Origin of the sequence: Pseudarthrobacter sp. ATCC 49987 (assembly GCF_009928425.1) — a bacterium.
Taxonomy (GTDB): domain Bacteria; phylum Actinomycetota; class Actinomycetes; order Actinomycetales; family Micrococcaceae; genus Arthrobacter.
In genome coordinates, this window is sequence record NZ_JAABNS010000001.1 from 1,663,733 (window position 1) to 1,676,172 (window position 12,440).

A 12,440-nucleotide genomic window follows, 5' to 3' on the forward strand; every position below is an offset into this window, starting at 1 on the left:
ACGTGGCAACTACCTATTCCCAGCCCACCGGGATCCTTGAGGCTCCCGTAGTACCGAAGTCCAAGGGACGCATCGTCGTCAACTGGATCACCTCCACCGACCACAAGACCATCGGGTACATGTACCTGATCGCGTCCTTCGTGTTCTTCTGCTTCGGCGGAGTCATGGCGCTGCTGATCCGCGCCGAACTGTTCGAGCCCGGCATGCAGATCCTGCAGACCAAAGAGCAGTACAACCAGCTCTTCACCATGCACGGCACCGTCATGCTGCTGATGTTCGCGACGCCGCTGTTCGCCGGCTTCGCCAACGTGATCATGCCGCTGCAGATCGGCGCTCCCGACGTTGCCTTCCCGCGGCTGAACGCACTGGCCTTCTGGTTCTTCCTCTTCGGCTCCACGATCGCCGTCTCCGGCTTCATCACCCCGCAGGGTGCGGCTTCCTTTGGCTGGTTCGCGTACGCACCGCTGTCCAACACGACGTTCAGCCCGGGCGTGGGTGGTGACCTCTGGGTCTTCGGCCTGGCGCTCTCCGGCTTCGGCACCATCCTCGGTGCGGTCAACTTCATCACCACGATCATCTGCATGCGCGCCCCGGGCATGACCATGTGGCGGATGCCGATCTTCACCTGGAACACCCTGGTGACGGCAATCCTGGTCCTGATGGCGTTCCCGCCGCTGGCCGCCGCCCTCTTCGCCCTCGGCGCGGACCGCCGCTTCGGTGCCCACATCTTCGACCCGGAGAACGGCGGCGCCGTCCTCTGGCAGCACCTGTTCTGGTTCTTCGGACACCCGGAGGTCTACATCATCGCCCTGCCGTTCTTCGGTATTGTCTCGGAGATCTTCCCGGTCTTCAGCCGCAAGCCGATCTTCGGCTACAAGGGCCTGGTTTACGCCACGATCTCCATTGCCGCGCTGTCCGTGACCGTGTGGGCCCACCACATGTACGTCACCGGTTCGGTCCTGCTGCCGTTCTTCTCTTTCATGACGATGCTGATCGCCGTCCCGACCGGGGTGAAGTTCTTCAACTGGATCGGCACGATGTGGCGGGGTTCCATCACCTTTGAAACCCCCATGCTGTGGAGCATCGGCTTCCTGGCGACGTTCCTCTTCGGCGGCCTGACCGGTGTCATCCTGGCCTCACCGCCGCTGGACTTCCACGTCTCGGACTCCTACTTCGTCGTTGCGCACTTCCACTACGTGGTCTTCGGAACCGTCGTGTTCGCGATGTTCGCAGGCTTCTACTTCTGGTGGCCGAAGTGGACCGGCAAGATGCTCAACGAGCGGCTGGGCAAGATCCACTTCTGGATGCTGTTCCTCGGCTTCCACGGCACCTTCCTCATCCAGCACTGGCTGGGCGTTGAGGGTATGCCGCGCCGCTACGCGGATTACATGCCGCAGGACAACTTCACCTGGATGAACCAGTTCTCCACGTACTCCTCGTTCCTGCTGGGTGCCTCGCTGATCCCGTTCTTCTGGAACGTCTACATCACCTGGCGCAGCAACGAGCGGGTCGAAGTGGATGACCCGTGGGGCTTCGGCGCCTCCCTCGAATGGGCCACCTCCTGCCCGCCGCCGCGCCACAACTTCACCTCGCTGCCGCGGATCCGGTCGGAGCGTCCTGCCCTGGACCTGCACCACCCCGAGCTCTCCCAGTCATACACCGTCGATTCTCCTGCCCCGGCAGCAGCAGCGCTCGGTAACGCCGACCAGAAGGATCAAGCCCAGTGAAAATCGAATCAAGGATTTTTGGATTCGGCGTCTTCTTCTTCATCCCAGTCTCCGTCATCTACGGATTCCTGACCGGCTGGTCCGAGTGGGTCGGCATCCTCGGTGTCCTGCTGCTCGGCGGCCTCGCCGGCATGATCGGCGCCTACCTCGCCTTCACCGGCAAGCGCGTCGGGATGCGCCCCGAGGACCGCAACGATGCGGAGATCCACGAGGGCGCCGGTGAACAGGGCCACTTCAGCCCCTGGAGCTGGTGGCCGCTGGTCCTCGGCATCGCCTGCGCCACCGGATTCCTCGGCCTGGCCATCGGGTTCTGGATCGTCTACATCGGGGCCGGCCTCGCGGTCGTCGCTTTGGTCGGCTGGGTCTACGAATACAGCCGCGGCGACCACGCGCACTAACGTCCCGGCAGACACAACGAGTCAATAACGACGGCGGGCCCCACCAATGGTGGGGCCCGCCGTCGTTGGTGCTGCAGGAGGGCCCCCTGAGGCAGCCTGCGCCGCTCAGCGGGAGCGGGCGGACTCCAGCAGCACGCGGAGGCTGTCCAGGGCGTCCTCGACGTCGCCAGGGCTGCAACGGTCCGGGATTGCATCAGGGGCAACGGCGAACTCCACCTCGCAGCCGAAGGGGAAGTCCTCGGTTATGACCTCCAGCAGGGAGCGGGCATCCACACCCGGCCTGCCGTCCCGGCTGATGGTAACGGGTAGGCCGGTTTCATGGACAGCGCGGACAAAATGCGCCGCAGGCCTGGCATGCAGTCCGATGGTGGCCTGGACGATGGCGGTCCGAACTGGCAACGGGACTCCCTGGTCTCGAATCGAAGGTGCCGGGGGAGACCGGCGCATTTAAGCCTAGCCGCGGCCGGCTTCCCGGGCGAACCAAGACGCCGCGCTGGTCTAGACCTGAACCCGGCGTGGCTTAACCTTGAGGTATGACTCATTCCGGAAGGCAGCGCAGTGGCGCCCTCTGACGCGGCCCGCATGGCCGGCGAGATTGACCGGCACAACGGTACGCCCATCTATGTCCAGTTGAGGGAAATCCTCCGAGCCCACATTGTGAGTGCCTGCCCGCCGGGTTCGGCCCTGCCCTCGGAGCGGGATCTCGCTGAACGATTCGGCCTGGCCCGGATGACCGTCCGCCAAGCCATCGATGCCCTCGTCGGCGAGGAAGTCATCGAGCGTGTGGTGGGCCTGGGCACCTTCGTCCGGAAACCCAAACTGGACCTGCAGGTCAAGCTGACCTCGTACAGCGAGGAAATGCAGCGCCGCGGCATGGTCCCGGCCGCGAAGGTCCTCAGCTTCGAGCAGATCGGTGCCAGCGCATTCCTGGCCCGGGAACTCCAGCTGGAGGAGGGGACGCCGCTGGTGCGGTTCCGCCGCCTGCTCCTGGCGGACAACGAACCCATGAGCGTGGACGAGAACTTCATCCCGGCCCACCGGGTGCCCGGCCTGCTCGACGGCGAACCGCCCACCTCGCTCTACAACGTCCTGAGTGAACGCTACGGACTGGTGATGGAATGGGGCGAGGACATGATTGAGGCGACCGCGGCGTCGCCGTCGACGGCCCGCCTGCTCAATGTCGAGGTGGGGTCGCCGCTGCTGAAGATCCAGCGCCACGCCTTTGTGGCGCGGGCCATGGTGGACTACTCGGTGTCCTATTACCGGGCCGACCGCTACAAGCTCTGGGTGCCGCTGCAGCGCCCCGGCGTCCGCCCGACGCGCAACTACGCCACGGGCTACCGCCCCTAACACCAACGCGGGGTCAGCTACGGCCCATCCGGGGCCCGGGATGGGCGCTGGCTGACCCCGCGTTGGTGTGTGGTACCTGGGGATGCAGAAAGGCCCGGTCCTGATGGACCGGGCCTTTCTGGTGTTCACTGCAGACGCTTAGTGGCTGAGCGTCTTCTGGGTATCACCGGACTCGAGAGCCTCGTGGACACCGTGGTGGCCGTGGGCCGCCGCAAGCTCAGCGGGCGTAGCCGGGGCGACCCGGTCCTCGAAGAACCACTGGGAGAGTTTCGCGCGGCGCTTTTCCTTCTTGTCGACGACGCCATGGGCGTTCGGCTCCGCAGGAAGGGGCGACGGCGACTCGAAGCCGACCAGCTTGTAGCGCTTGTACTCATCCAGCGGCGCGTGGACCTCGATGAACTCGCCGTGCGGCAGGCGCACAATGCGGCCGGTTTCACGGCCGTGCAGGGCAATTTCGCGGTCCTTGCGCTGCAGTGCCAGGGCGATGCGCTTCGTGACGATGAAGGCAATGACCGGGCCGACGAAGAACAGTGCACGCAGCCAGTAGGTCACATCGTTCAGCGACACGTGGAAGTGCGTGGCGATGAGGTCCGAGCCGGCAGCTGCCCACATGACGCAGTACCAGACAAAGCCGGCCATGCCGATGGCGGTACGCGTCGGTGCGTTCCGCGGACGGTCCAGGACGTGGTGCTCGCGGTTGTCCTTGGTGATCCAGCGCTCGATCCACGGGTAGGTGAACATCACGGTGAAGAGGATGCCTGCAGGCACCAGGGCCGGGAGCAGGACGTTGAAGGTGAAGACGTGGCCGAACCAGATCTGCTCGACCTTCCAGTCGCCGATGATGCCCGGCATCAGGCGCAGGGCGCCGTCCACGAAGCCGATGTACCAGTCAGGCTGGGTGCCCGCCGACACGGGGGAGGGATCGTAGGGGCCGTAGTTCCAGATCGGGTTGATGGTGAAGAAGCCGGCCATGAGTGCGACGACACCGAACACGATGAAGAAGAAGCCGCCGGCCTTGGCTGCGTAGACCGGGCCAAGGGGGTAGCCGACGACGTTGCCGTCGTTGCGTCCCGGGCCGGGATACTGGGTGTGCTTGTGCACCACCACCATAAAGAGGTGCATCACGATCATCAGGAGGATAAGCGCCGGAACCAGCAGAATGTGCAGCATGTACAGGCGGCCGATGATGGCCGTGCCGGGGAACTCTCCGCCGAAGAGGAAGAACGAAATGTACGTTCCGATGACCGGGATGGACTTGATCACGCCGTCGATAATGCGCAGGCCGTTGCCGGAAAGCAGGTCATCGGGGAGTGAGTAGCCGGTGAAGCCGGCAGCCATCGAGAGGATGAGCAGCACGCCGCCCACCACCCAGTTCATTTCGCGGGGCTTGCGGAAGGCGCCGGTGAAGAACACGCGCAGCATGTGCACAGACACCGAGGCCACAAACAGCAGCGCGGACCAGTGGTGGACCTGGCGCATGAACAGGCCGCCACGGACATCGAAGGAGATGTTCAGGGAGGAGCTGTACGCCACGGACATCTCGACGTTCTTCAGCGGCGTGTACGAACCGGCGTAGCGAGTCTCTGCCATGGACGGATCAAAGAAGAATGTCAGGAAGGTGCCCGAGAGCAGCAGGATGACGAAGGAGTACAGCGCCACTTCACCAAACATGAACGACCAGTGGTCCGGAAAGACCTTGCGGCCGAATTCACGGAGGATCCCGGAACCGCCGACGCGCTCGTCAACGAAGTTGGTGATACGGCCGCCCTTGGTCTTGGCGACGAAGGCGGGGGCATTAGGCGTTGATGTTGCGCTCATGCTCATCACGCTCCCAATAGCTAGGTCCAACAGGTTCATGGAAGTCGCTGGTGGCGACCAGGTAGCCCTCGGCATCTACTGCGATTGGCAGCTGGGGGAGAGGACGGCTGGCCGGGCCAAAGATAACCTTGCATTCCTGGGTCAGGTCAAAGGTTGACTGGTGGCACGGGCACAGCAGGTGATGGGTCTGCTGCTCGTACAGGGCAACAGGGCAACCAACGTGGGTGCAGATCTTCGAATATGCAACGATCCCGTTGTAGCCCCAGTCCTCACGGCCAGCGGAAGGGTTGAGGGACTCGGGGTTCAGGCGCATGAGCAGAACGACGGCCTTGGCCTTTTCGTTCAGCTTGCCTTCGTGCAGTTCGTTAAGCCCTTCCGGGATGACGTGGAAAGCCGAGCCGATGGTGACGTCCGAGGCCTTGATGGGGGTGCCATCGGGGTCGCGGGTGAGCCGCTTAAGCTTTCCGTCCTGGGGTGCCCACATGGTGTGGGCCAGTGCGTTGTCAGGACGCGGACCCAGGTCACCGAAGACGGCGAGGGCCGGCAGGGGAGCCAGCGCCACGGCGCCCAGAAGGGTGTTGCGGATCAGCGGCCGGCGCTTGATGCCTGTTTCCTCGACAATATCGTCGACGATCCGGACAGCGGCAAGGCGGTCTTCCTCGGTGCGGATGGCATGACGCTCTTCCGAGACTTCATGGTCCGGCATGAGGGCCTTCGCCCAGTGCACGATGCCGGTGCCGATGCCGAGCATTGCAAAGGCGGTACCGATGCCGAGCAGCGCGTTCTGCAGCCGGATCGTCGCGATCGCGGTGTCATGGCCCAGATCGATGGCAAAGTAGGCCACCAGGAAGATCAGGGTGCCAACGACCGAGATCCCGAAAAGAAGGGCTACCTGCCGTTCTGCTCGTTTTGCGGCCTTCGGGTCCGTGTCGGCCAGGCGCAAACGATGCGGGGGAATTCCAGGATCCTGGAACTTCTCCACCTCATTCTGACCAGCCGTAGCTACGGTGCCCGAGTGGTTCGGACTGCCGTCACTATGGTTGCCCATAATTCGCCTCATCCCTCTCTCGTCTCGGCGAGTGCCGAGTTAGCTTTCAATTCAAACTGCTGACAGGTCAGCAGAAAACTCTTACAGGTGCAACAGGTGGGCTAGGACGTCCGGGACGTAAGCCAGATGGTGAAGGCGATGATGACGCCGAGGCCGGCGATCCAGACAAACAGGCCTTCGGACACCGGGCCCAAAGAACCCAGATCCGCGCCACCGGGTGAACCGTTGGCTTCGATCTGCTTCAGGAAGGTGATGATGTCACGCTTGCCTTCGGGTCCGACATTGGCGTCGCTGAAGACCGGCATGTTCTGCGGGCCGGTGACCATTGCTTCGTAGATGTGCTTGCCGGAGACGTCGGCGAGGGCCGGGGCGAACTTGCCCCGGGTCAGCGCGCCGCCGGCGGCAGCAGCGTTGTGGCACATGGCGCAGTTGGTGCGGAACAGCTCGCCACCGTTGGCGGCGTCGCCCTTTTCATCGAGGACACCTGCCTCGGGAATGGACGGGCCCGGGCCGAGCGAGGCAACGTAAGCGGACAGCTGGTGGGTCTGCTCCTCGTTGAACTGGGCGGGCTTCTTGTAGGCCTGCGGGCCGTTCATCTGCATGGGCATGCGGCCGGTGCCAACCTGGAAGTCAACGGCGGCAGCGCCGACGCCTACCAGGGACGGTCCGTCTTTGGACCCGCTGGACCCCATGCCGTGGCAGGTGGCGCAGTTGGCGGCAAAGAGCTTGCCGCCTTCCTCTGCGTCATTTGCGCTGAAGCTGGTGGTGGCCTTGGCCTGGTTGACGGTGGTGGCAACGGCGTACAGCCCACCAGTGACCAGGAGGCCCATCAGCAGCAGTGCAATTGCTGCCAGTGGGTGACGTCGCTTCTGCGAGAGTGCCTTCACGTGGTGGTTCCTTTATTCGATCGTGCGTTGGCTCCGGGAGCCGCTTCTTGAAATTCTGCCTCTTGTAGAAAAAGAGTCAAGTCTTGCTACTTGAGGACGTAGATGACCAGGAAGAGGCCGATCCAGACGACGTCGACGAAGTGCCAGTAGTACGAGGTGACGATCGCGGAGGTTGCTTCGAAGTGGCCGAACTTCTTCGCTGCGAAGGAGCGGCCCATGATGAGGAGGAACGCAACCAGACCGCCGATAACGTGCAGGCCGTGGAAGCCCGTGGTGATGTAGAAGGCCGAACCGTAAGCGTTGGAGGAGAGCGAGACATGCTCGGAAACGAGCATGGCGTACTCAGTCGCCTGGCCGGCCACGAAGACGGAACCCATGATGAATGTCACGGTGAACCATTCGTTCATACCCCAGCGGGTGAAGCTGAGGCGGCCGCCGCTTCGACGCGGCTGAAGCCGCTCGGCGGCGAAGACGCCCATCTGGCAAGTAAAGGAACTTGCCACGAGGACGATCGTGTTGACGAGCGCAAAGGGGAAGTTGAGCTTGGCTGTCTCTTCGGCCCACATCTGTCCGGAAGTCGAACGGAGTGTGAAGTACATGGCAAAGAGACCGGCGAAGAACATCAACTCACTGGACAGCCAGACTACGGTTCCAACAGAAACCATGTTCGGGCGATTCAGCGTCGGGTGCGCCGGGGTACTGGGGGCATGGGTCGCAGATGTCACATAGACATTATGTCTATAAAACTCCCTCCTGCCCAACGCAAACCGCGTTTTGCGGGGACTTTTTCTACAAAGACGCGAATTCGCGCGGAAAAGTTCCCGGAGCGGTTCACATTGGTCTTTGCGGTGCGCACCTCGATAGCATCAGAACGTGACTTCTCAGGCATCTGCACAGGCGGCAGTCAACACGTGGCCGCGGCTCATCAAGGCACTCATCGACGGGACGGATCTCACGACCGGCAACACGGAGTGGGCGATGAACTCGATCATGTCCGGGGAGGCGAGCCCGGTTCAGGTTGCCGGTTTCCTCGTGGCGCTGCGGTCCAAGGGGGAAACCGTCGACGAACTTGTTGGCCTGGTCGAGGCGATGGTCGCAAATGCGAGCCCCATTGAGATAGCAGGGCAGAAGCTGGACATCGTGGGAACCGGCGGGGACCAGCAGAACACGGTGAATATTTCCACCATGGCCGCCCTGATCGCGGCCGGTGCCGGTGCGAAGGTGGTTAAGCACGGCAACCGCGCAGCGTCCTCGACCTCCGGGTCGGCCGACGTGCTTGAAGCCCTGGGGGTCCGGCTCGACCTGCCGATCCCCCGGGTTGCCCTCAATGCCGAAGAGGCCGGCATCACGTTCTGCTTCGCCCAGGTATTCCACCCCTCCATGCGGTATGCCGCCGTCGCCCGCCGCGAACTGGGAGTGCCGACGGCCTTCAACTTCCTGGGTCCGATGATTAACCCTGCGCATGTCCAGGCCTCGGCGGTTGGCGTCGCCAACGAGCGGATGGCGCCGCTGGTGGCAGGAGTGCTGGCCAAGCGCGGCAGCCGGGGGCTCGTCTTCCGCGGAAACGACGGACTGGACGAGCTCACCACCACCGGCCCGTCCAGGGTGTGGGAAATCCGGCACGGGGCAGTGAACGAGGAGATCTTCGACCCGCGCGAGCTGGGCATCCGGCAGGCAACCCTCGAGGAGCTCCGCGGCGGGGACGCCGCGGCCAATGCCGCCGTTGTGCGGTCCGTACTCTCCGGTGCCCACGGTTCCGCGCGCGATGCCGCGCTGCTGAACGCCGCTGCCGGACTCGTGGCGTTTGACCTGGATGCCGTCGGCCCGTTCAGCGAGCGGATGGCCGCGGCGTTGAAGCGCGCAGAAGAGTCCATCGAGTCAGGTGCTGCCACTGCCGTGCTGGACCGTTGGGTCGCGCTCTCGCGCAGCTGAACCGCCTGCGGTACCGGCAGCCGGCGATCCCGGCCCCGCAGCCGCCGGGCCTACTGTTCGAAGCCGAGGGCGAAGGCCGCGTCCAGGTCGTGCCGGGAGTAGGCCCGGAATGCGATCTGTGTGGTGGTGTGGACAACGCCGGGAACCTTGGACAGCTTGTCCGCGATGGCGTCGGCGAGGTCCTCATGCTTCGGAACACGCGCGATCGCGATGAGATCCCATTCGCCGGTCACGGAGTAGACCTCGCTGATGCCCTGGATGGCGGAGATTTCTTCCGCGGTCTCCGGGATACGGGAAGCGTCTGTCTTAATCAGGACGAAAGCGGTGACCACGTGTGAACCTTTCCGGATCTGTTGCGCCGTTGCCGGCCGAGTTCAGGCCCGGATGGTGCTCCGTGGGCCTCGGCCGTGTCCCTGCAAGCCTAGTCCATTACGCCTTGCTGCGGCGTGTGTTGAGCCGCCGGGCGCCGGCGGCCACCAGCCGATACCCGAGCAGCAGGATTCCCAGGCTGAGCAGGGCCACAATGACGAACGGCAGCACCACGGTTTGTCCGGTGACGGCCCGCAGGAGCATGCCGACCGTGACCGCACCAAGCCAGACTGCAACGCCTGCGGGCCAGAGGGCCAGCGGCGAGCGCCACAGCCGCAGGACCAGCCAGGACACTGCCGCCCCGACGAGGAACGGCCAGGCAGTGGACAGCACCCCGCTGATGACGTCCCCGCGCTGATGGGCGTCGCGGCCGATGGCGGCGAAAATGAGGATCAGCGCGGCATCGGCGCAGGCGGCCAGCACTACGGACCGGCTTGCCCCCGGTCCGGGGGTGGGGCGGGTGCCGGCGGGGCGGGGGAGTGGAGGCGTTGCAGAAGGCATGCGTCCAAGCCTACGCCGGAAGCTGAGCCAGGCGTCAGGTCAGCTCCAGCCGCGGCGCTGCAGCAGCGGGGCTGGCCGTTGCGTCTTGCCGTCGGGACGCCCCAGGGTGTCAAATCCAGGTAGACAGCCCACGCTGCAGGGCAGCTGGCGGCCCGGCCGGCTCCCGGCGATGCAACCCAGGAGGTTCCCATGCCTGCGAAAGACGCCAGGGTCCCGGCTAAGGCGGCCGCCCGGGGCACGTCCGAACTCCGGCGGGCCGATGCCTCCGACACCCTGCCGCCGGAGAAGCCGGAGCAGATCCGGAACGTGGCGCTGGTTGGCCGCTCGGGATCGGGCAAGACCATGCTGGCCGAGGCGCTGCTTGCCGCAACCGGCGCGATTCCGCGCAAGGGGTCCATCACCGACGGCACCACCGTGAGTGACTCTGAGCCCGCCGCAGTCCACCAGCAACGATCCGTCGCTCTCTCCGTAGTGCCCTTGGTGGCGGGCGGCATCAAAGTGAACCTGCTCGACACGCCGGGCTACCCGGACTTCGTCGGGGAACTCCGCGCCGGGCTGCGGGCGGCAGACACGGCGCTGTTCGTCGTCTCGGCGGTTGACGACATCGATGCTTCCACCACGGCCCTGTGGGGCGAGTGCCAGCGTGCCGGGGTTCCGCGGGCCGTGGTGATCAGCCGGCTGGACCACCCCAGGGCGGACTTCGACGCGGCCCTTGCGAGATGCCAGCGGGCCTTCGGCGAGGCGGTCTTGCCGCTCTACCTTCCGGTCAGCGAGGGAGGCGGTATCACCGGACTGCTGGGTTTGCTCGCGGGCACCGTTTCGGGACGGACGACAGGCGACGCGCCGCCGGTGTACCGGAACGCTGACGACGTCGAACGTGTCGGCTCGGAGGCCGCCCGGGGCGCGCTCATCGAAGGCATCATCGCTGAAAGCGAGGACGAATCGTTGATGGACCGGTACCTCGGAGGCGAGGAAATCCCCGCGGAAATCCTGGTCAGCGACCTGGTGACAGCAATGGCCCGGGGGTCCTTCCATCCGGTGCTCGCAACCTCCGCCGAAACCGGCGTCGGGCTGGCGGAACTCCTGGACGTGGTGACACGGGCCTTTCCTGATCCAACCGAACATGAGCGGCCGGCGGTATCCCACCTGGACGGCAGCCCGGCCGCCCCACCGGATTGCGACCCTGCCGGGCCGCTGCTCGGCGAGGTGGTGCGGACCACGACCGACCCGTTCCTGGGCCGCGTCTGCCTGGTCCGGATCTTCTCCGGAACGCTCCGGGAGGACACGGCCGTCCATGTGGCCGGGCACGGCCTCGAGGAGCGGGGCCACGCAGACCACGACAGCGATGAGCGGGTCTCACACCTGTACTCGCCGCTGGGTGCCAGCCTGCGGCCGGTGCCCTACAGTGTGGCCGGGGACATCTGTGCCCTGACCAAAGTCGGCCCCGCCGAGACCGGCGACACGATTTCAGCCAAGGAGATGCCGCTGCTGATCCGGCCGTGGGAGATGCCGGAACCGTTGCTGCCGGTGGCCATCGAGGCGGCCTCCCATGGTGATGAGGATGCCCTGGCCAGGAGCCTGGGAAAGGTCGCGGCGGGGGACCCGGCGCTCAGAGTGGAACGAAACTCCGAGACCCACCAACTGGTCCTCTGGTGCATGGGCGAGGCGCATGCGGACGTGGTCCTGGGCAGGCTGCGGGAGCTGGGTGTCAACCTGCAAACTGTCGACGTCGTCACCCCCCTGCGCGAGACGTTCGCCGGGCCGGCTGCGGGCCACGGCCGGCACGTCAAGCAGTCCGGGGGCCATGGCCAGTACGCCGTCTGTGACATCGCGGTTGAACCGCTGGAACGGGGCGGCGGCTTTGAATTCGTGGACAAGACCGTGGGCGGAGTCATCCCGGGACCCTTTATCGCCTCGGTGGAAAAAGGAGTGCGGGGACAGATGCAGAAGGGGGTCTCCGCCGGATTCCCGGTGGTGGACATCCGGGTGACCCTGCTCGGCGGCAAGGCCCACAGCGTGGACTCGTCGGATGCGGCCTTCCAGGCAGCCGGGGCGCTGGCGTTGCGGGAGGCTGCGGCGGCCGGGCGCATCCAGCTGCTGGAGCCCGTTTCGGCCGTGACGGTCAGCGTTTCGGACGAACACGTGGGCGCGGTGATGAGCGACCTGTCGTCGCGCCGTGCGCGACTGACCGGGTCGACGTCGACCGGGGGAGACCTGACGGAAGTCGCGGCCGAAGTGCCGGACCAGGAGCTGTTGCGGTACGCGATCGAGCTGCGGGCGCTGACCGCGGGGAGCGGCCGCTTCGACCGGAGATACCTGCGCCACGAACCGGTGCCCGCGGCCGCCGCCCGTGCCGCCACGAAGGACTGAAGTGCTGTGCCGGACGGCGGAGTCCCGGCCCCGCGCAGGG

At 65.3% G+C, this 12,440-nt stretch carries 12 protein-coding genes; 5 read left to right on the forward strand and 7 right to left on the reverse strand.

The features are described from left to right. The first annotated feature begins 2 nt into the window (after positions 1–2). Positions 3–1,727 carry an aa3-type cytochrome oxidase subunit I gene (ctaD, locus tag GXK59_RS07925; protein ID WP_160665782.1) on the forward strand — a complete coding sequence of 575 codons (1,725 nt, stop codon included), beginning with the start codon at positions 3–5 and terminating at the stop codon, positions 1,725–1,727. Continuing rightward, the gene (locus GXK59_RS07930) at positions 1,724–2,125 is read left to right on the forward strand and encodes a cytochrome c oxidase subunit 4 (RefSeq protein WP_160665784.1); all 402 of its coding nucleotides are present in this window, start codon (positions 1,724–1,726) and stop codon (positions 2,123–2,125) included. The genes ctaD and GXK59_RS07930 overlap by 4 nt, the downstream gene beginning before the upstream one ends. A 105-nt stretch (positions 2,126–2,230) precedes the next feature. Here the strand turns inward: GXK59_RS07930 and GXK59_RS07935 are convergent, their stop codons facing one another. Beyond that, the gene (locus tag GXK59_RS07935) at positions 2,231–2,524 is read right to left on the reverse strand and encodes an HPr family phosphocarrier protein (RefSeq protein ID WP_202129083.1); all 294 of its coding nucleotides are present in this window, start codon (positions 2,522–2,524) and stop codon (positions 2,231–2,233) included. 183 nt (positions 2,525–2,707) lie between these two features. On the opposite strand from GXK59_RS07935, the gene GXK59_RS07940 reads away from it, so the two are divergent. Further along, complete coding sequence (locus tag GXK59_RS07940; protein WP_202129191.1) at positions 2,708–3,475, forward strand: GntR family transcriptional regulator; 768 nt, start codon at positions 2,708–2,710, stop codon at positions 3,473–3,475. 138 nt (positions 3,476–3,613) lie between these two features. Here the strand turns inward: GXK59_RS07940 and qcrB are convergent, their stop codons facing one another. The 4 genes from qcrB to ctaE form a co-directional block, all read right to left on the reverse strand. Beyond that, on the reverse strand, positions 3,614–5,293 hold the full coding sequence (gene qcrB, locus GXK59_RS07945) for a cytochrome bc1 complex cytochrome b subunit (RefSeq protein ID WP_160665790.1): 1,680 nt from the start codon (positions 5,291–5,293) through the stop codon (positions 3,614–3,616). Continuing rightward, positions 5,271–6,341: a cytochrome bc1 complex Rieske iron-sulfur subunit gene (gene qcrA, locus GXK59_RS07950; RefSeq protein WP_160665792.1), complete on the reverse strand. Its 1,071-nt coding sequence runs from the start codon at positions 6,339–6,341 to the stop codon at positions 5,271–5,273. The genes qcrB and qcrA overlap by 23 nt, the downstream gene beginning before the upstream one ends. A gap of 101 nt (positions 6,342–6,442) precedes the next feature. Next, the gene (qcrC, locus tag GXK59_RS07955; protein WP_160665794.1) at positions 6,443–7,228 is read right to left on the reverse strand and encodes a cytochrome bc1 complex diheme cytochrome c subunit; all 786 of its coding nucleotides are present in this window, start codon (positions 7,226–7,228) and stop codon (positions 6,443–6,445) included. Positions 7,229–7,314: 86 nt separating this feature from the next. Further along, positions 7,315–7,989, reverse strand: coding sequence for an aa3-type cytochrome oxidase subunit III (ctaE, locus tag GXK59_RS07960; RefSeq protein ID WP_443094273.1), 675 nt, complete (start codon positions 7,987–7,989; stop codon positions 7,315–7,317). 112 nt (positions 7,990–8,101) lie between these two features. On the opposite strand from ctaE, the gene trpD reads away from it, so the two are divergent. Continuing rightward, positions 8,102–9,160 carry an anthranilate phosphoribosyltransferase gene (trpD, locus tag GXK59_RS07965; RefSeq protein WP_160665798.1) on the forward strand — a complete coding sequence of 353 codons (1,059 nt, stop codon included), beginning with the start codon at positions 8,102–8,104 and terminating at the stop codon, positions 9,158–9,160. A gap of 50 nt (positions 9,161–9,210) precedes the next feature. On the opposite strand, the gene GXK59_RS07970 is transcribed toward trpD, so the two are convergent. Next, complete coding sequence (locus tag GXK59_RS07970; RefSeq protein ID WP_160665800.1) at positions 9,211–9,492, reverse strand: Lrp/AsnC family transcriptional regulator; 282 nt, start codon at positions 9,490–9,492, stop codon at positions 9,211–9,213. A 97-nt stretch (positions 9,493–9,589) separates the two neighbouring features. Beyond that, on the reverse strand, positions 9,590–10,030 hold the full coding sequence (locus GXK59_RS07975; RefSeq protein WP_160665802.1) for a DUF3054 domain-containing protein: 441 nt from the start codon (positions 10,028–10,030) through the stop codon (positions 9,590–9,592). Between the two features lie 189 nt (positions 10,031–10,219). Here GXK59_RS07975 and GXK59_RS07980 point away from each other — a divergent pair, with 189 nt between their 5' ends. After that, the gene (locus GXK59_RS07980) at positions 10,220–12,400 is read left to right on the forward strand and encodes an elongation factor G-like protein EF-G2 (protein WP_160665804.1); all 2,181 of its coding nucleotides are present in this window, start codon (positions 10,220–10,222) and stop codon (positions 12,398–12,400) included. Positions 12,401–12,440: the final 40 nt, after the last annotated feature.

Excerpts from the sequence above, each read along its gene's own strand:
- GXK59_RS07940 (WP_202129191.1), top strand. The coding sequence starts at position 2,708 with ATGGCCGGCGAGATTGACCGGCACAACGGTACGCCCATCTATGTCCAG.
- GXK59_RS07980 (WP_160665804.1), top strand. The coding sequence starts at position 10,220 with ATGCCTGCGAAAGACGCCAGGGTCCCGGCTAAGGCGGCCGCCCGGGGC.
- qcrB (WP_160665790.1), bottom strand. The coding sequence starts at position 5,293 with ATGAGCGCAACATCAACGCCTAATGCCCCCGCCTTCGTCGCCAAGACC.
- qcrA (WP_160665792.1), bottom strand. The coding sequence starts at position 6,341 with ATGGGCAACCATAGTGACGGCAGTCCGAACCACTCGGGCACCGTAGCT.
- GXK59_RS07975 (WP_160665802.1), bottom strand. The coding sequence starts at position 10,030 with ATGCCTTCTGCAACGCCTCCACTCCCCCGCCCCGCCGGCACCCGCCCC.